Here is an 18,839-nt window from a genome sequence, read left to right on the forward strand (position 1 = left end):
GATACCAAAGGCTTCAGTTGCGCTTTCGATCGGTTACATAAGTATAGGACGAAGACGATCGCAGTCGTCGTATATCGCTTTTCTATTGTATACATTAAACAACAAAATACATCATATAAGTATCTAAAATACCTCGAAAACTGGAATTAAATTGAAACCTGTAGCAACATCTTTTCCATCTACGGTCGATAGTTTTGAATTTGCTTGCCGTCTGCACCATAGACTTCTATGGGTAGTTTAGCATTCTGACTAATAATTTGAAGCGCATTACCGAGGGTATTGACATGGTTGAGGATGCCAGCTTTAGCATTGCTATCGCCTTGAGTAGATGCTGCCATCGCCGTCTCTCTCAATGTCTGAGCATAGAGCGACATCAACCTTACTACGATGGTCTTATTATTTACTGTATAGGTACAAATCTGGGGATCGCCAGCACAAGTTCGTTGCAGATCTTTATTTGCTAAAGCGATTTTTTGGGTAGTTCTGAGTTTGTTTTCTACCTGTTGAAAGTTTTTAGTGTACTCAGATACTAAAGGTTTTGCTTGAGTATAAACATCAGTAGTTTGGGGAATACTTTGAATAGCTACTACGGACTGATTCCACTGCGAGAGTGCTTGAGGTAATTGATTATTTTTTTGAGCTAGTTTAGCTGACTGAGCAAACTTGACAGCCTTCTGATAGTTTTGGGTGGCTTTGTCTTCTTCAATAACTTTGTCTTGGGCGGTGGAAATTTGGGGTTGATAGGATTTGAGCAATGCTTGGGCTTGAACGTACGCAGTTGTAGTCACAGGAATACTAGCAATCCGATCGTTCACAGTGTCCCACTGAGTTTTGACTCCTCGCCATTGAGCTAGGGATATGGCTTCGGCTTGGGATTGGGTCGCAGATTTGGTACCATCTACCGCAGATTTCAGTTTTTGATCGGCAGTAGTTTCAGCTTGAATGCGTAGATCTGCATCTGCTACTCTTGCTTGATAGTCAGTGAGTTTTTGATGAGCGAGGGGATAGAGTTGGCTGGTGGTGGTGACTTTGCCTAGACTAGCGATCGATCCTGTCCACATCTGTTTGCTCTGTTGCCATTTGAGCAGTGGTATCGGTGGGGTTTTGACGTTAGTTGCGGCTTGATATGCTGTGTTCATTGCCGCTACTGTGGTGTCTAAGTCGGCAACTAGGGGTACTGTCGATTGAAGGGACTTTTGAGCTGAACCGTAACTACCAGACCAAAATGGAATAGATTCGAGATCTTCAACACTTCGATGGAGTTGCTTTTGGGCGGTTAGGATCTCTTGTCCGGTGACGTCTGGATTTTTGAAAGCGGCGATCGATGACTGAATTACCTGTGTGGCGTTATTGAGCTGCGTACAGACAGAAAAGACACAGGGACGCGTCCCCATATATCCTGCCCCCGAACCGATCGCTAGTAGCCCCAGACCGCCGAGAATGGGCACTATTAACTTCCTCTGGGGTTTAGCTGGTGGATAAGTCGAATGGTAATTATCTTCTTTGCTACTGCCAAAGGAATGCTCGATATTTGCAGCAAAGGCGTCGGCATCAAGTTTGACGATCCGTTCTTCGGGACGATTTTGCTGGGAAGTGCTATTGACGATCGCCAGTGAATTGTTGGGTACTATTTCTGGAACTGTTGATGGGGTCGAGTCTGAGTTATCCATGTGATTATCTGAGATATGGAGCGGTTTCCCCTGTTCGAGATCGCGACGTTGACCGAATCGTTCAGAGTGAGTGTCACGTTCTAATCCCATTCTGTCTTCACCGCTACCAGTCATTTCTGGGGCTGCTTCACCTGGTACGGTTTTTTTGACGAGAGGGTACACGGTAAAGCTTTGTTGACTGTAGGGACGTTGATTTCCCTCCGATCTCAAGTACAATTTTACCGCCAAAGGGGTCTTTGGCTCTTCTGCTTGTAAAGCGCGTTCCAAAACTCTAAAGATATCGGGAATATCAATGACTACATCAGCGGGGTGTTGGGCGAGTACCCAGAGGGTATCGTCTTTGTGCAGACACTGCACCCGAAATGGGACAATTCGCCCTAGGTGAGCATGAAGAGAGTTTTGGAGGAAACACTCTAAAATTTTGAGGTCATCCAGTCGCGTCGCTGAGTGCATAGGTTAACCGAAAGTTATAGCGGTTCTTAGTTAAGTTGGATGTGTACTTAGTTTGACTACTATCTTTAGTTGCAAATTATTACAGGATAATATCCTAAAATCTTAGCAGATTAATCGATCGAGATTTGAGATTGTGCTCGATCGCCAGTCAGATATCCACAGAAAAAATTCATGGTAGGGGCAATTTATGAATTACCCCCACCATGAATTTTGACTCTCAAACGGTCAAACCCAATTTCATAGCGAGCTTTGGGTTTTACCTGCCTACTTATTTAAGTACGACTTTACCGCCAGCTTCCTCGATTTGCTTCTTAGCATCTTCAGCGGCTGCTTTGGGTACGCCAGTGAGGACATCTTTAGGTGTGGATTCAACCAAGTCTTTAGCTTCTTTCAAGCCCAAGCCAGTGATCGCGCGAACAACTTTGAGGACGGCAATTTTCTTGGTGTCATCAGACAATCCTTCCAGCACGACGCTAAATTCGGTTTGTTCAGCTTCAGCTTCAGCAGCAGCCGCAGGTGCAGCAGCAGCTACGCCCACAGGTGCAGCCGCACTGACGCCAAAAGCTTCTTCGATTTGCTTGACTAGTTCAGCCGCTTCGAGCAAGCTGAGGGTTTTTAACTGTTCTAAAATTGTATCGGTTGCAGCAGACATGTGGAAATTCCTAAATGTATGGGTGGAAATTGGGACAAATGTTGGTAGCTTTGTGCTCTAACCTTTGTCAACGTGAGCTTGTAGACTCCGAGCGATCGAAGCAGGTACTTCTTTAACACCGATCGCGATTTTCGCGGTGACGGAGTTGAGGGCACCAGCAATTTGCGCCATTAGTTGTTCTTTGGATGGTAGCTCGCCGATCGCTTTGACATCAGCTCCGGTGAGGACTTTTCCTTCCATTACCCCACCGTGGAGTTCGGTTTTCTTGGTGGCTTTTTGGAATTCATGGTAAGCCTTGATCGAGCCACCAATGTCATCTTTGAGCAACAAGAAAGCCGAAGAACCCTTGAGTAAAGGTTCTAATGCTTGCCAGTCAGCGTTACCTTCGATCGCTTTACCCATCAGGGTATTTTTGGTAACTGTACAGAGTCCGCCTTTGGGACGAATCCGTCTGCGTAAGTCGGTGATTTCTGCCACGGTTAAACCTTGGTAGTTAATCACCGCCACCATGGTGGTTTCACTCAAGTCTTTCTTGAGATCGGCGACGATCGCTTGTTTGTTTGCTAGGGTTCTCCCCATATAATGCTTACCTCTCGATCGATCGAGTTTTGGGTGTGAATGGGGACGACAACAGGCATAAAATTAACCCCGACACTTGGTGCCGAGGTTGTCATTCAGTCGCGTGAGCTACTATATATTAGTAACAATCGATCGTCTCTGTTTGCGTTAACCTCGGCAGGGAATTAAGCTACGCGCTCCTGCTGTCTGTGGCTGGCTATTAAGTTTTGGTTAACGCAATTTTGTCGCGACTGAACCTCAAATACTTATAAATATCTAATTCTACGGTTAGACCGCGAATAAGCCTTACGCAGTATATCACCATTCGATCGATCCTCGCAACTAATTCAAAATCATCCCTAACTAATTGAGTACCTTTCGCAAAAATACCAACCGTTCCCTGACGATTTGATAATAGATCCAATTGCCTCTGCGCTCCTTGGTCAACAAACCCGCCTGATACATCACCTTGAGATGGTGACTCACCGTTGGCTGAGATAACCCCAAAGACTCCACCAATTCGCAAGCACAAACCTCTTGACTCGGCTGCGCGGCAATTGCACTCAATAACATCAGTCGCGCTGGTTCGCCCAATACTCGAAATAATACCGCGATATCATTAGCTTCAGCGGCAGTCAGATTGCCTGCTAGCAAAGGCGGACAGCAAAAAGTAGCGAGTGGTAAAATTGTCATAAATTCTATATTGACATAAATCGATGTAGATTGGTATAGTATTAATGCTCATCTATATCGATCGACATCGATATAAATATCCGCCACTCCCGCGAATTGGCATTCATCGGTACCTTCGTGCCGATCGTTGCTGGGGCTGGAGTGGTGACGCTCGATCGAATCAGCAATGGTGCAGTTATCCATCTGGGTATTAGTCTCGTCTTTGGTACGGCAGTCACGGCATTAATCTATAGCCTCGGACTATTGGCGCACACTTTAATCTAGCAGTGACGCTGGCATTTTGGAGCAGTGGCTTTTTTTGTTCTATTTATATAGATAAACATCAATATAGATCTCTGTAAATATAAAGATTCGATCGCTTAAAACAAGAGGAAAACAAATGACAGTTCGGGTAGGGATTAATGGATTTGGTCGAATTGGACGGCTAGATTTGCGGGCTGCGTGGGGTTGGTCGGAATTAGAATTCGTACATGTCAATGAAATCAAAGGTGGGGTCGAAGCAGCCGCCCACTTACTCAAGTTTGATTCCGTCCACGGTCGGTGGACACCAGATGTAGCCGTCGAAAACGGGAAGATGGAGATCGATGGTCAGTCCTTGACTTTTAGCGAACATTCCCAACCTGGAGACGTACCTTGGCAGGATTTGGGTGTCGATTTGGTGCTGGAATGTTCTGGTAAATTTAGAACACCTGAAACCCTCGATCCTTATTTTAAAGGCGGTGTCCGTAAGGTAATTGTGGCGGCTCCAGTGAAAAAAGAAGCTCTAAATATCGTGATGGGGGTGAACGATGGGCTGTATGAACCGGATAAACATCATCTCCTCACCGCCGCCTCTTGTACTACTAACTGTCTAGCTCCGGTAGTGAAGGTAATTAATGAGGGTTTGGGAATCAAGCATGGCATGATTACCACCATCCATGACAATACCAATACGCAAACGATCGTCGATGCACCACACAAAGATTTGCGGCGGGCTAGAGCTACTAGTTTATCCTTGATTCCGACCTCAACCGGATCGGCAACCGCGATCGGCTTAATTTATCCCGAACTCAATGGCAAACTCAATGGGTTAGCCGTGCGCGTGCCCTTACTGAATGCTTCGCTGACCGATTGTGTATTTGAAGTAATGCGATCGACCACAGTTGAAGAAGTGAATAGCCTGTTCAAAACCGCCTCCGAGCAGTCACCGCTCAAAGGTATTTTGGGCTATGAAGAACGTCCATTAGTCTCGATCGATTATAAAGACGATCCTCGCTCTGGGATCGTTGATGCACTCTCGACAATGGTGGTAAATGAAACCCAAGTAAAAATTCTGGTTTGGTATGACAACGAATGGGGCTATGCCAACCGAATGGTCGAACTCGCCCGTAAGGTAGCTCTGAGCATGAGCTAGGAATTAATTCTCATCTTAATTTTTTAAATTAAAGCATGGATCTTTACCCCACCCCAGCCCTCCCCTTATAAAAGGGAGGGAGCAAGATAAAGCCCCCCCTGCAAGGTTGCGCTGTCTTGTCGTTTTTTTATTCGGCGGCGTTTTATGCGGGGGGAACCCTAGACATAAAAACGCCGCTAACACTGTCAACTGGTTATTTCTCCCGAAGCGACGTTTTCGGGGGGTTGGGGGGAAAAATCTTCGCAGCAACTCAAATAACCTGCATGTACCTACTACCCCTATTAGCGCATGGATTCTACAACAGCTTCTAGTACCAATTTCAAGCACTATGTGCTAGTGACACTAGCCTACTGGGGCTTCACCATCACCGATGGTGCCCTGCGAATGCTGGTGCTGCTCTACTTTTACAATATTGGCTATACCCCCATCCAAATCGCATCTCTCTTCCTGTTTTACGAAGTATTCGGTGTAATTACCAACTTTTTCGGCGGTTGGATTGGCTCCCAGTTTGGACTGAAGGTAACACTGTACACGGGAATTGGACTACAGGTGATTTCTTTGGTCATCTTGTCATTCCTCAATCCAAGTTGGTCGATCTGGATTGCCGTCCCGTATGTGATGGTTGCCCAGGCATTTTCAGGAATTGCTAAAGATCTCACCAAAATGAGTTCCAAGAGTGCGATTCGGCTGGTAGTGCCGCAAAATGCCCAGTCATCGCTATTTAAATGGGTGGCGGTGCTAACTGGTTCTAAGAATGCTCTCAAAGGAGCTGGTTTCTTTTTGGGTGGTGCCCTACTGACTTCAGTTGGGTTTATTTATTCCCTGTGGATCATGGCAGGGGGACTAGCTGTAATTATGTTCTCTGGGTTGTTGCTGCCCAAAGGGATGGGCAAAATTAAGAAAAAGGTCAAATTTAGCCAACTTTTTTCTAAGAGCCGCGAAATCAATATTCTCTCGGCTGCCAGGTTTTTTCTGTTTGGTGCCAGAGATGTCTGGTTTGTGGTGGGGTTGCCAGTATTCTTGCGGGGACAGTTAGGCTGGTCTTTCGCGCAGGTGGGGGGCTTCTTGGCGTGTTGGGTGATTGGTTATGGCTTCATTCAATTTTCGGCACCAGCCTTACTCAAACGTTTTGGTTCGGGACAGCCGCCTGGAGCGAAGACGATCCAATTCTGGACATTTACGCTAGTTGGAGTACCAGCAGCGATCGCACTCGCACTTCAACTAAATGTCCCGCCAAATATTGCGATCGTCGGCGGACTCTGTATCTTCGGCGTGGTATTTGCCTTCAATTCAGCGGTGCATTCTTACCTCGTCTTGGCATTTACCGACGACGATAAGGTGGCGTTGAATGTCGGGTTTTATTACATGGCAAATTCTGGCGGACGGCTGGTAGGAACGGTGTTATCGGGGTTGGTTTATCAGTTTTACGGGCTGGTGGGTTGTCTGTGGACATCAGCATTCTTTGTGCTAGCAGCAGCAGTGGTGACGCTGAAGCTACCCGATCCACAGCCGAGTCAAGCGATCGCTTGGAAAGCTGGCGACGGCGATTAATTTCGAGTCAGCACCGCTGTACTCAAAGTGGTTGAAACCACTCCTCGTGATACAACCCACATTCCGCACTTCGGAAAAGTAGCATCAAAAAAGCCTAAATTTGCGTCACGGCAATCAGTGAGTTATGATCGGTAGCATCGTCAAACTGTCGAGTCTTCGTGACTAGTATGTGTCGTAAAAGTTGAAGTGCGGAATGTGGGATACAAAGTCCGCCTGCGCGGACTCAATAAACTAGTCCGCGCAGACGGACTTTGCATCATTAGCCGCGACTTTAGTCGCAAACTCAGAGATCGAGATTTTTCAAGTGACATAAATATAAGTCTTAAATGGAGATGAAATCGATGAATACTATAGTTAAAAATTTAGCTTTAGCCTTGGGAATCTTCGCGATCGAGATCGGTTCTACTGCCACAGCCAATACATCTAACCAAACCCAACTATTGGCACAGGCGACAACCCCAACTATCAAGATTGATGGTTCGAGTACCGTGTACCCAATTACCAACGCGATCGCCAAAGAGTTTCAAGCAGATCCAGCAAATAAAGGGCAGGTTGAAGTAAAAATTTCTGGTACGACAGGTGGGTTTGAAAAATTCTGCGCTGGCAAAACTGATATCAGTAATGCCTCGCGACCAATTTTGCAAGCAGAGATGGAAACCTGCAAGAAAAATGGGGTGAGATACATGGAATTTCCGATCGCCTTCGATGCACTGACGATCGCTATCAATCCTCAAAATGATTGGGCAAAAGATATCACCGTAGCCGAATTGAAAAAGATGTGGGAACCTGCTGCCCAAGGCAAAATCCTCCGGTGGAATCAAGTCCGCTCGACTTGGCCCGATCGACCATTAAAGCTATTTGGGGCGGGTGATAAGTCTGGTACTTTTGACTATTTTAATGAAGCAATAGTCGGGAAAGCCAAACTCACTCGCAAGGATTACACGCCTAGTGAAGATGATGAAGTTTTGGCAAATGGAATTAGTAAAGATCCCAATGCTTTAGGTTACTTTGGTTATGCTTATTACCAAGAAAATGAAAGTAAATTAAAACTATTAGCAGTTGATAATGGTAAAGGTGCAATATTGCCATCGACCGAGACTGTCGAAAAAAATCAATATCAGCCACTTTCTCGACCTTTATTTATTTATGTTAATTTGCGTTCTAGTACGAATAGAAAACTGCTAAGTAAGTTCGTATTACTATATATTAACAAAGTCGCTAAAATTGCCGATTCTGTTGGCTATGTTCAGTTGCCAAGTGCAGTCAGAGATATTAATTATATTAACTTTAATAAAGGCAAAACTGGGACGGTATTTGGTGGAAAAGCAAGGATAAACAGTAAAATTTCAGATTTATTACCGAAAAAACCTGTTTATTAGGCCCCTGGAATTGAATCGGCGTGAACATATCCCTTACTTGTGGCTAGCGATCTAAATCGCTAGCTCACCGATCCGATCGATCGGATCGGTGTCGATCGCTTGACAAATAGCCAGCAGATCTTTGATAATAAGTAGCTGGTTGAAAAACCATAACTTTGCGTGACTGGCGGAATTGGTAGACGCGCTAGATTCAGGTTCTAGTGTTCGCAAGGACTTCCGAGTTCGAGTCTCGGGTCGCGCATATATTTAAAGTTAATTTCGGTAAACAGTGACACTCGATTGTCATTGGTTGCCGAATTTATGCTGTCTCGCTCGTTTTGACTATGTTAACTAGTACTCAGAATCCACTCATCAAGCAAATCAAAAAGCTCCAGAATGCCAAAGAGCGGAAAGAAACGCAGTTATTTTTGCTAGAAGGAACACATCTAATTCAGGAAGCTTGCGCTGTCAATTATCCATTGCTGACTGTCTGCTGTACCGAGATCTGGCAAGCAAATCATCCCGAACTGTGGTCGAGTTTAGAGGAAAAATGCGATCGGCTAGAATTAGTCAGCGATGAAGTCATCAGATCGATCGCGACTACCGTAAATCCAGATGGGATCGTCGCCAGGGCACCGCGCATGGCTCTAAAAAAGCCGCCGATTCCCGCTAGTTTAACTGTTGTGCTTTCCACAATCCAAGATCCTGGTAATTTAGGGACGATGATTCGAGCGGCGGCGGCGGCGGGTGTCGATGGGTTGTGGGTGAGTAGGGATAGCGTCGATTTGGACAATCCCAAAGTACTCCGCGCCTCGGCGGGGCAATGGTTCCGGCTACCAATGGGCGTCAGTGACAATCTCGCCGAATTAATTGCCAGTTATCAGCAGCAAGGAGTACAGGTAGTTTCTACTACTTCGCAGACTAAAACTAGCTACTGGGATGCCGATTTGCGATCGCCGACGCTGATTTTACTTGGTAATGAAGGTGCGGGCTTGAGCCAAGATCTGGCAGCATTAGCCGATCTTCAGGTCAAAATTCCCATGGCACCAGCAGTAGAATCACTAAACGTCGCGACGGCTGCTGCCTTGATCTTGTTTGAAGTCCGCCGACAAAGAAGTTAAACAGTTGACAGCGATTCGCTCCACCCTCTGGACATCAGACGGGAAATAGCGGAATTGGTAGCAGAGGACGTGAAGTTGATTGAGAATGAGCTGGTGATTTCGTGGCTAAAATTCGCTCGATCCTCACATCCAGACAACGTGAGGGTACTCTGAGAATGTAAGTCAAAATTATGAGCTATTTCTGACAGATGCTTTTGTAGACTGTCAACACCTCAACTGTCTACCAATCTACCCATGCAATTTCACATTCAAACTGAAAGCGAAATCCCCGTCTCCAAGCAACTTTACGATCAGATGTTGTTTGCGATCGCAAGTCGGCAATTTTCACCTGGGCATCGATTGCCGAGTACTCGTCAACTAGCCATGCAAACAGGCTTGCACCGGAATACAGTCGGTAAAGTCTACAATCAGCTAGAAAATACCGGATTAGTGGAATCTGTCCCTGGTTCGGGGATATATGTCAAGTCATTGGGACATGAAAGCAATCATCCGATCGCTAATGCTCATATGGATCTGAGTCTGTCCTCACTCGATTTAGTTTCTCAAAGTCTCAATACCCTGCTAGCACAAGGTTTTTCGCTCAATCAAGCTAGGGAATTATTTTTGACAGAGATCGATTGGCGATGGCGGTGTAGTGCTAGAGTACTTGTCACTGTCCCTAGAAACGATACGGGTGCAGGAGAATTAATGCTTCAGGAGCTACAACAATCGCTCGGAATTCCCGTTCAGCTTGTCACATTGGACAAATTGGAAGCACACCTAGTTGAATCCCGTGGCGCGACTGTCGTTACCAGTCGCTATCATATCGGCAGTGTGGAGTCAAAATTAGCAACTAGTGAATTAGTGCCACATCGATCGATCCGCGTTATTCCGGTCGATCTCCAAGACTATGAAAAAGAGCTAGCCCTAGTCAAGACTCTACCCAAAAATAGTTATGTGGGGATTGTTAGTCTCAGCGGGGGCATTCTCGCTGTCGCTGAAATGATGGTAAATAGTATGCGCGGCGACGATTTATTGGTGATGGCTTGCCAAACCAATGATAACTATAAACTCAATGCCACAATCCGCCGCGCACATACGATTATCAGCGATAAAGCCAGTCTAAATATCGTGCATCAAGCGATCGAAGCAGCAGGCGATGATTTGATGCGGATTCCTCAAGTCGTTGAGAGTGAGAGCTACATCGGCTTGAAGTCCATCAATCTCCTCAAACGCGAGTTGGGTTTGATTTAGCATCCACCATCCACCATCCACCCCCTATCCCAGATGTCTAATTCGACACTGGGATAGAGTATTCGATTATTTGTGCCACCGCTGGATGGCTGTCGCAATGCGATGTCCATAGCTCTGTGATGTCGATCTATCGGCTGGATCGATCGTCGCTGGTGACCCGCTCATGTCCATATCGCTTTGTCCCATTACACCCATAAATGAGCCGAGGCGATTCATCCCATCTTGTCCGGGCATTTGACCCGCACCCACCCAAATCATGCTATGTTGAGCGGCATTGATACTCAAATATAACAACGTTCCCTGTTTGTCACCACTGAGCGAACTAGAGTGAGTAAATCCGCCCGCAATTTTGTCTTTCCAGCCTTGAGCAAACCAGATGCTACTAGCAGCATCGACAAATGCTTTGAACTGAGCGGCGACACCGCCCATATATGTCGGCGAACCAAATACGATCGCGTCAGCAGCTTGAAGTTTGGCAAAGATTTCATCATCTTTCCAGCGTCCGTTGACGATCTGTTCGCCCAGGATGGGGATTAATTCAGCACTAGTATCTGCAACTTGGTGGGCACCTACGGCGATGGCTTCAGCCATCAGGTGAGTATGTCCGGTTCCAGAAAAGTAGACGATCGCAATCTTAGTCATAAGAATCTAATTTAGTAAAATAGGCGAAAATTCTGGAGTTTGGGTAAGGTGAATTCCGATCGATTTAAGCTACTGTTGTTAGCACTGGATAATCGGTATATCCTGGTTCGCCACCACCATAAAAGGTCGATCGATCGTAGGGAGTCAGTTGTGATCCGGCGGCAAACCGCTGTGGTAAGTCAGGATTGGAAATATACAACCTGCCATAAGCTACCAAATCGGCATCGCCATCTACCAGCGTCTGTTCGCCTGTGGTGAGATCGTGTCCGCCAGCACTAATTATCGTCCCTGAGTAAATGGTACGGAAATAGTGGGTACTCATCGTCATATCTGGATTTACTGCCGTCTCGTTGCCAGCGGCGCGTGGTTCGACAATGTGGAGATAGGCTAGGTTTAAGCGATCGATCTGCTGGACTACATCACTAAATAAAGCCATCGGATCGCTGTCTGACATCGTGCCAAACGATCCGCTTGGGGACAGGCGTACGCCCACGCGATCGCTACCCCAGACATCAACTACAGTATTAATTACTTCTAATAATAATCGAGTCCGATTGGCGATCGATCCGCCATATTCATCCGTGCGATGATTGGCACCGTCATGTAAAAACTGGTCGAGCAAATACCCATTAGCACCATGCACCTCTACGCCATCAAATCCGGCTGCTAGGGCGTTCTCTGCTGCTCGATGATAATCTGCGATAATTCCTGGTATTTCGGCTGTCTCTAGGGCACGGGGGACAACGTAGGGCTGAGAACCAGTAAAAGTTGAAGCTTCACCTTCTGGTGCGATTGCGCTCGGAGCCACAGGTAAGCCACCATTAGGCTGAAAACAGGGATGTGAAACGCGCCCGACATGCCACAATTGGAGAAAGATTCGTCCGCCTTGTTCGTGGACTGCTTTAGTTACTAGTTGCCAGGCAGCAACCTGCGCGGCTGAATGAATTCCTGGCGTAAATGGATAACCTTGTCCCTGAGGGGAAATTTGGGTAGCTTCGCTGATGATTAGTCCGGCTGTAGCGCGCTGGCGATAATATTCAACATTCATTGATTGGGGGATATTGCCCTCTGTGGCACGGTTGCGGGTGAGGGGAGCCATGACGAGTCGATTTTTGAGCGCGTATTGTCCGAGTTGGATGGGTTCGAGTAGCTTTAATGAATTACTCACTAGTTGTTCCTACTTATAGTTCGATAGTTCGATAATCTCGAATAACTAAACTATACCAATCCGCGTGGCACAATGCAAGTAATGGCTGTAAAAATGGTTGTCGGTTTTAGTGCTGACGATCGGAACTTATGGCAACAGCGTCAATCTCTGTAACTAACTGTCTTATGCGTCCGTTTTATCATCCCCAGTGCGAAGATATTTCTCTAGTCGGAGTACTCTACGCACTGGGAGATCCCGTCAGACTCCAAATCGTCCAGCGACTAGCTCAAGCCAAGGAACTAACTTGTTCGGATTTGGACTGTGAAGTCGCTAAATCTACCATGTCCCATCATTTCAAAATTTTGCGAGAGTCGGGCTTAGTTTTTACGCGAAAAGAAGGCACCCAGCATATTAATAATCTGCGGATTGAAGATCTCGATCGACTTTACCCAGGATTACTGGCGGCGATCTTGCATCCTGCTGTTAATGATAGATCTGTTTAAACAGTTATTCTCTTAGGTGCGTTACCCTACGGGATAACACACCCTACGATCTTCTTACAAATCAAATATGTCAGTCCGCGTTCGCGTAGCGTCTCGAAGAGAAGGCGGACTTTGTATTATGAGCAGAGACTTCAGTCTCTAGGCTCTTCCTCGCGAACTGATGTTACTTAATAACTGACTGATTCTAGAAATAGTCCGATCGTTTTCAGCAGGAGTACCGATCGAAATCCGCAATCCGCCACCAGTATGGCGAATCGATGTTCCCTGAATTTTTAACTGGGCGATTAGTTCAGCCATCGCTAACTCTGGATTCGCCGCCTCTAGTAGTCGTACATAGAGAAAGTTAGCATCACTGCGCCATACTCTAAGTGTATCAATTTTGGTTAGTGCTACAAATATTCGATCGCGTTCTTCGAGTAGTTCTGGAATCACTGCCAATAATGACTGGCGGTGTTGTAATCCTAATTCCGCTGCGGCGAGAGAAATACTGGGCAGATTGTAAGGTAATCTTACCTGCTCTAGAGTCGCAATTAGTTGAGGATGTCCGACAGCATAACCCACCCGATGTGCCGCCAACCGGAAAGCTTTTGAGAATGTCCGCAAGACGATCCAGTTTGGATGTGCGGCTAATTCTGTCACTAGAGTGTGCTGGCTAAACTCAAAATAAGCCTCATCTACTACCACCAAAATATCTGAAGGTAAACGACCCATCCAGTCTATTTCTGCTGCTGTGAGCGCGTTTCCCGTCGGTGAATTGGGATGTACCATAAACACTACTCTAATCGGCGTAGCTGAAGGATGGCTAATCGCCTCCTGTGCCGCAGCTAGATCGACTTCAAAATTGGCAGTACGATCGATACTTACCACAGGTATCCCCAGCGTCTGCGCCAAAATGCCATACATGCTAAAAGTTGGCCCAGCCACTAAAATACTGCCACTACCTCCCACACAAGTCGCGATCAGGATCGATCGCAATAACTCATCCGAACCGTTACCGACGCTAATCTGGCTGGGCAGGATGTGGGGATGGCTGGGGTCTGATTCCATCACATAACCAGCGATCGCGGCTTTGAGGCGATTGTGTCCCCCATCGGGATAACGATTGCTCTCGATCGATTCTATCCATGTCTGCGCCAATTTTTGCTTCAGTTCCACAGGCAGATCGTAGGGATTCTCATTAGTATCTAGTCGATCGCAAATTAGTGCCGCATCGAGATCGATCGCCACAGACTGCCCCTCTGTGCCGCCAGGATGGGTCGTATATGCTTGTAAACTCGTCAGTTCGCTGCGAATGAAGGGTAACGTCGTCACAACGGTAGGAGTGCGTAGAGGGGTGGTAGTCATAGTAAGCGTTGGCAATGCCTCTTCGAGAACGAGAATCGGGCTTGAATCCCCATCATAGATCGATCTACCACAGAAGTAAGTGGTTCGTCTAAATATTCGCCTAGAAAAAAATCTCCGCTAGGTATTGACAGCGATTTAAATATCTCGTATATTGATAGATGTCTGAGGCAAGGCCCTATCGTCTAGAGGCCTAGGACACCTCCCTTTCACGGAGGCGACAGGGATTCGATTTCCCTTAGGGCTACTTAGACAACATTCAATAAAAAGAGGTTAGGCATCAACTGTCTGACCTCTTTTTGCACGATTGTAGAAGTGAATAGTTAAATTAATTGATAACTGATAATTGGGTTAAAATCCATGTTCTTCGTTAAATAACGATTTCCTACCCCCTAAAGCCTAAAGCCTCCCTACCCCTACCCCCTAAAAGATGGATGCCAATTTTTCACATATTCCAGTTCTGAGCCAGGAAACAGTCGCTGGTTTGGGGGTAGTTGCTAGGGGTTGGTATTTGGATGCGACAGTCGGTGGTGGTGGACATAGCGAACTAATTTTAAAAGCTGCACCTGATGTGAGGCTCGTAGCACTCGATCGAGATTTGCAAGCTTTGGATGCTGCAAAAGCCAGACTTTCACCATATGAAGGCGTCCAGTTTTGGCATGGTAACTATGCTGACTATCAACCGTTGGAGCAGAAATTTGACGGAATTATTGCCGATTTAGGCGTTAGTTCGGTGCAATTAGATCTTGCAGAACGCGGATTTAGTTTTCGGAATGAAGCACCGCTGGATATGCGGATGGATCGCTCTCAAGGTACGACAGCAGCCGATTTAGTCAACCATACCTCTGAAGTCGAGCTAGCCCGAATTATTTTTACTTATGGGGAAGAACGACTATCTCGGCAAATTGCCCGTGATATTGTGGCGGGACGACCATTTACGACGACTACCCAGCTAGCATATACGATCGGCGGTGCTGTGCCAAAATCCTATCGCTATGGACGGATTCATCCGGCTACACGCACATTTCAAGCTCTGAGAATCGTGGTAAATCAGGAACTAAGTTCGCTCGAAAAGTTTCTCGCAATTGCACCGACATGGCTCAAGCCTGAAGGTAAAATTGGACTGATTAGTTTTCACAGTCTCGAAGATCGGATCGTCAAACATACCCTGCGTGAAAATGAGAACTTAAAAGTATTAACCAAAAAGCCGATTATTGCCAGCGATGCAGAATTGGCAACAAATCCCCGCGCTCGATCGGCTAAATTAAGATGGGCGATAAATAACAGCGATCGTGCGTGAGCATCAACGATTTAATTTCTTACTGGGAAGAGGGTAAATTTGGTACAAACGTAAATATTTTTTCGGAAATGGGCAATATATAAATGATGTACCCCCTTAGAGTCTGTGGATCGCCAACGACTTCTGAAGTAGTAGAGGATTCGAGGATCGAGGATCGTCTTTAAGCGGTCGAACGTGTCGGATCTGGCTATTGATGTGGGGATGCTCGAACCCTATGACTCGGCGTTGCTACGCACTAAAGTATATGATTCAACTAGATCGAGGATTGTTTCAGTTTGACTTCACCGATCGACACGCTATTTTAGGTGTGAGTATAAATGCTGAAGGCATCAACATTAGAGAACGCTACCAAGTCGTGGCTAGATTATTGCATCCTGATACTGCTCAATGGAAAACGGATGCGGATCGACAGTTGGGAGTGCAACTATTTTCGCGGCTGGTGACTCACGCTTATGGTAAGCTGTCTCGACCGTCTGAGCTGCGAGAACAGATGATTATGCTAGAACTGTTGAGCAAAAGATCGATCGAAGAAAGTAGTTATCTTCAGATCGTCGATCCTCTGTGCCAACAACTCTACCAGAGTGGTAATGACTTTGAGCTAGTTTACGATCGCCTATTAACACAGATCGTCACCCAACTGTATGTAGAGTTGGATCGCAGCGAACAGATTATCAATCAAATTAGCGAACTAAATCTGGTGTACCTATTACGCAAACAGTTACAGTCGGTGAGATCTACACCACCAACAGCTACCAATAGCCGGATTTCTAGTAGTCCCATCAAGGAAACTACATCGATCGAAGCTAAGGCATCACCAATTGAAGGTGCGCTCCGACGAGCAGAAGACTATGTAAATAATAAGAATTGGGTAAAAGCGGTACCAGAGCTGCGAGAGGTGCTCAGTGTCGAGCCAAATAATGTTCGCGCTCATACTTTATTTGGATTGGTGTATCTAAATCAGCAACAAATGACAATGGCAAAACTTTCCATTAACAGAGCCATTCAACTTGCACCTAGAGATCCTCAGGCAAATCAAGCCAAACAAGAATTCGAGCGGGTATCTAACCAGCAGCGGGATGGATCTAAGGGTAAAGTCACCGCCAAAAAACCCAATCAAGGCATATTTGGCGGCATATTTGGCAAAAAGTCAGGTTAGCGATCGGGATTTGGTATGCTGTTAATCACTACTTACTATTTACCAAAATTGGCAGTCTCCTGTTGCCAATTGTAACCAAATGACCGATCGACACCCCACCGTCTCCCCCAACCACAGCGATAACTCTCAGCCGCGATTTTCCAGATCGGAGGCTGCGCCAACGAACTTTTATGCTCCAGGCGCAAGAGATCTATTGCCGTTAGATGTGGCTCAGAAGCGGTGGATAGAAAGAGGAATTCAGGACGTATTTCATCGTTGGGGCTATCACCGGATTATTACCTCCACTTTAGAACGCCTAGAAACACTGATTGCAGGTGGGGCGGTCGATCGAGAGACAGTAATTCAGATCCCCGCCGCCGCAGGTGGTACACTCGGTTTACGCCCTGAATTGACCGCTTCGATCGCTCGTGCTGCTGTCGCCAGAATGGGCGATCTGTATCCCCAAAGATTGTACTACAATGCCAATGTATTCCGGCGTGCCGATCTCGAACATCACGGCCGACAACAGGAATTTTATCAAGCGGGGATCGAACTATTAGGCGTTGGCGGAGTCCTCGCAGATGTCGAAGCAATTCTCCTGATGATGGACACTCTCAACTCTCTAGCTGTCCCCAATTGGCAAATAATTTTGGGAGAAGCAGGTTTGAGCCGTGCTTTACTAGCTCAATTCCCGATCGAATTTCGGACTCAAATTCGGTGGTGCTTGGCGCATCTCGATCGTGTCACCTTAGAGCAATTACCCCTGACACCTCACCAGCAACAGCTTGCGCTCTCACTCATAGATTTGCGCGGCGATCCGGCTGTAGTATTGGCGCGTCTAGCTCAACTCGAACTAGATTCAGAGCATCAAGCAACCATTACCCATCTCCAAACCTTGGTTGAATTATTGACCTCTACCAGCCAAACCCCACTCCCACTTATCCTCGATTTAAGCTTGATCCAAACCTTTGATTACTACACGGGGATTGTATTTGAAGCTGTAAGTATTACTGAAGACCGCGCCTATATTCTGGGCAAAGGTGGTCGTTACGATCGGTTACTGGCTCTGTATCACCCACAAGGTCACAACTTCCCAGGCATCGGCTTTGCCTTAAATATTGAAGATTTGCAGCAAGCTCTCCAAACAAGCCCCTCCATGCCTCGTTACACTGCCAAACCAGACTGGTTGGTAGTGCCGACGACACCCGCCGCCGCCGCAGCCGCTCTGATCTATGGCAACAAGTTGAGATCGAACCCTGAGTCGATCCGAGTCGAAATGTATCTCAATGACGAAACCGCCGCCAACGTTCGCCAAATCGCGATCGAGCGGGGCATTTCACAAATTGCCTGGGTTAGTGTCGATAGCGTCGAAATCGAAGCACTGGACTAAAAGGGCATGATGGCACAATCGCTCTACAAAGAGCAGAAGCTATGGCTTCGGGGTGTAAATCCCCATCTTAAAAACCCAATTATCAATTATCAATTATCAATTATCAATTAATTTAAACCTCCTGGACTTTTTCGAGAGTACGTTGATAATCCCATTCTCGATCTTGTTGCCGAAATAGCTCGGCGGCGGCTTGGAGATCTTGGCGTGCGCCTTCTCGATTGCCCAGATAAGCACAGATCGTGCCACGGTTATAATAGGCTTTTGCACGGTTCGGATCTAGTTGAATCGATCGATCGTAGTCGGCTAGTGCCCCATGAAGATCTTCTAATCGATAGCGAACATTCGCGCGATTGTAGTAGCTAGTCGCACTACGATTGTCGAGTTCGATCGATCGATCGTAGTCGGATAATGCCCCCTGCTGATTGCCGATCTTGTCGAGCAGTAACCCTCGATTGACATATGCTTTGGCATGGTTGGGATCTAGTTGAATTGTGCAATTGTAGTCAGCTAAAGCACCTTCCCGATCTCCCCCCAGATCGCGAGCGCGACCGCGATTGTAATACCCACTCGCATCTTGAGGATGTTGCTGGAAGTCAGGCTGAGAATCTATGGGAATGTCCGGTTGGTTATTTAGATTATCAGGCATATTTTCATACTTTATGGTCATCTCGATCTACAGCGCAATAGCACTTCTACTTA

At 46.6% G+C, this 18,839-nt stretch carries 17 protein-coding genes, 2 tRNA genes, 1 pseudogene and 1 other annotated feature; of the genes and pseudogenes, 12 read left to right on the forward strand and 8 right to left on the reverse strand.

The window, feature by feature from the left end:
- Positions 1–179 precede the first annotated feature (179 nt).
- The 4 genes from ACEW9J_RS24095 to ACEW9J_RS24110 all read right to left on the reverse strand — a co-directional run bounded on the left by ACEW9J_RS24095 (position 180) and on the right by ACEW9J_RS24110 (position 4,026).
- Complete coding sequence (locus ACEW9J_RS24095) at positions 180–2,123, reverse strand: hypothetical protein (RefSeq protein ID WP_373547609.1); 1,944 nt, start codon at positions 2,121–2,123, stop codon at positions 180–182.
- 268 nt (positions 2,124–2,391) lie between these two features.
- A complete protein-coding gene (gene rplL, locus ACEW9J_RS24100) occupies positions 2,392–2,775 on the reverse strand; it encodes a 50S ribosomal protein L7/L12 (RefSeq protein ID WP_373547610.1) in 384 nt (127 codons plus the stop codon).
- 57 nt (positions 2,776–2,832) lie between these two features.
- Positions 2,833–3,354, reverse strand: a complete 522-nt coding sequence (rplJ, locus tag ACEW9J_RS24105) for a 50S ribosomal protein L10 (protein ID WP_373547611.1) — start codon at positions 3,352–3,354, stop codon at positions 2,833–2,835.
- A 51-nt stretch (positions 3,355–3,405) separates the two neighbouring features.
- Positions 3,406–3,564 (reverse strand) — a sequence feature (ribosomal protein L10 leader region).
- Positions 3,565–3,696: 132 nt separating this feature from the next.
- On the reverse strand, positions 3,697–4,026 hold the full coding sequence (locus ACEW9J_RS24110) for an ArsR/SmtB family transcription factor (protein WP_373547612.1): 330 nt from the start codon (positions 4,024–4,026) through the stop codon (positions 3,697–3,699).
- A 54-nt stretch (positions 4,027–4,080) separates the two neighbouring features.
- Between ACEW9J_RS24110 and ACEW9J_RS24115 the strand changes: the two are divergent.
- The 7 genes and pseudogenes from ACEW9J_RS24115 to ACEW9J_RS24145 all read left to right on the forward strand — a co-directional run.
- Positions 4,081–4,325, forward strand: a pseudogene (locus tag ACEW9J_RS24115) (aquaporin); the annotation flags it as partial.
- 80 nt (positions 4,326–4,405) lie between these two features.
- The gene (locus tag ACEW9J_RS24120) at positions 4,406–5,419 is read left to right on the forward strand and encodes an ArsJ-associated glyceraldehyde-3-phosphate dehydrogenase (RefSeq protein WP_373547613.1); all 1,014 of its coding nucleotides are present in this window, start codon (positions 4,406–4,408) and stop codon (positions 5,417–5,419) included.
- A gap of 288 nt (positions 5,420–5,707) precedes the next feature.
- Positions 5,708–6,970, forward strand: coding sequence for an organoarsenical effux MFS transporter ArsJ (gene arsJ / locus ACEW9J_RS24125; protein ID WP_373547614.1), 1,263 nt, complete (start codon positions 5,708–5,710; stop codon positions 6,968–6,970).
- 341 nt (positions 6,971–7,311) lie between these two features.
- Positions 7,312–8,349 (forward strand): PstS family phosphate ABC transporter substrate-binding protein, encoded by a 1,038-nt coding sequence (locus tag ACEW9J_RS24130; RefSeq protein ID WP_373547615.1) that lies wholly within the window; start codon positions 7,312–7,314, stop codon positions 8,347–8,349.
- Positions 8,350–8,506: 157 nt separating this feature from the next.
- Positions 8,507–8,590: transfer RNA gene (locus ACEW9J_RS24135), tRNA-Leu, on the forward strand.
- Between the two features lie 82 nt (positions 8,591–8,672).
- Positions 8,673–9,449 (forward strand): TrmH family RNA methyltransferase, encoded by a 777-nt coding sequence (locus ACEW9J_RS24140; RefSeq protein ID WP_373547616.1) that lies wholly within the window; start codon positions 8,673–8,675, stop codon positions 9,447–9,449.
- Positions 9,450–9,683: 234 nt separating this feature from the next.
- Entirely contained in the window at positions 9,684–10,682 is a 999-nt protein-coding gene (locus ACEW9J_RS24145) for a GntR family transcriptional regulator (RefSeq protein WP_373547617.1), read from the forward strand.
- A gap of 66 nt (positions 10,683–10,748) precedes the next feature.
- On the opposite strand, the gene ACEW9J_RS24150 is transcribed toward ACEW9J_RS24145, so the two are convergent.
- Both ACEW9J_RS24150 and ACEW9J_RS24155 read right to left on the reverse strand, forming a co-directional pair.
- The gene (locus ACEW9J_RS24150; RefSeq protein WP_373547618.1) at positions 10,749–11,324 is read right to left on the reverse strand and encodes a flavodoxin family protein; all 576 of its coding nucleotides are present in this window, start codon (positions 11,322–11,324) and stop codon (positions 10,749–10,751) included.
- A gap of 64 nt (positions 11,325–11,388) precedes the next feature.
- Complete coding sequence (locus tag ACEW9J_RS24155) at positions 11,389–12,492, reverse strand: alkene reductase (protein ID WP_373547619.1); 1,104 nt, start codon at positions 12,490–12,492, stop codon at positions 11,389–11,391.
- A gap of 164 nt (positions 12,493–12,656) precedes the next feature.
- On the opposite strand from ACEW9J_RS24155, the gene ACEW9J_RS24160 reads away from it, so the two are divergent.
- On the forward strand, positions 12,657–12,974 hold the full coding sequence (locus ACEW9J_RS24160; protein WP_373547639.1) for an ArsR/SmtB family transcription factor: 318 nt from the start codon (positions 12,657–12,659) through the stop codon (positions 12,972–12,974).
- A 138-nt stretch (positions 12,975–13,112) separates the two neighbouring features.
- On the opposite strand, the gene ACEW9J_RS24165 is transcribed toward ACEW9J_RS24160, so the two are convergent.
- A complete protein-coding gene (locus ACEW9J_RS24165; protein ID WP_373547620.1) occupies positions 13,113–14,318 on the reverse strand; it encodes a histidinol-phosphate transaminase in 1,206 nt (401 codons plus the stop codon).
- Between the two features lie 171 nt (positions 14,319–14,489).
- On the opposite strand from ACEW9J_RS24165, the gene ACEW9J_RS24170 reads away from it, so the two are divergent.
- The 4 genes from ACEW9J_RS24170 to ACEW9J_RS24185 all read left to right on the forward strand — a co-directional run bounded on the left by ACEW9J_RS24170 (position 14,490) and on the right by ACEW9J_RS24185 (position 18,140).
- Positions 14,490–14,562, forward strand: a tRNA-Glu gene (locus ACEW9J_RS24170).
- A 183-nt stretch (positions 14,563–14,745) separates the two neighbouring features.
- Positions 14,746–15,615 (forward strand): 16S rRNA (cytosine(1402)-N(4))-methyltransferase RsmH, encoded by an 870-nt coding sequence (rsmH, locus tag ACEW9J_RS24175; protein WP_373547621.1) that lies wholly within the window; start codon positions 14,746–14,748, stop codon positions 15,613–15,615.
- Between the two features lie 214 nt (positions 15,616–15,829).
- Positions 15,830–16,771 (forward strand): molecular chaperone DnaJ, encoded by a 942-nt coding sequence (locus ACEW9J_RS24180; RefSeq protein WP_373547622.1) that lies wholly within the window; start codon positions 15,830–15,832, stop codon positions 16,769–16,771.
- A 79-nt stretch (positions 16,772–16,850) separates the two neighbouring features.
- The gene (locus tag ACEW9J_RS24185; RefSeq protein WP_373547623.1) at positions 16,851–18,140 is read left to right on the forward strand and encodes an ATP phosphoribosyltransferase regulatory subunit; all 1,290 of its coding nucleotides are present in this window, start codon (positions 16,851–16,853) and stop codon (positions 18,138–18,140) included.
- 112 nt (positions 18,141–18,252) lie between these two features.
- Here ACEW9J_RS24185 and ACEW9J_RS24190 read toward each other — a convergent pair whose 3' ends face one another.
- Positions 18,253–18,807: a tetratricopeptide repeat protein gene (locus ACEW9J_RS24190; RefSeq protein WP_373547624.1), complete on the reverse strand. Its 555-nt coding sequence runs from the start codon at positions 18,805–18,807 to the stop codon at positions 18,253–18,255.
- Positions 18,808–18,839 lie beyond the last annotated feature (32 nt).

The organism is Chamaesiphon sp. (assembly GCF_041737865.1).
In the GTDB taxonomy this organism is placed as follows: Bacteria; Cyanobacteriota; Cyanobacteriia; order Cyanobacteriales; family Chamaesiphonaceae; genus Chamaesiphon.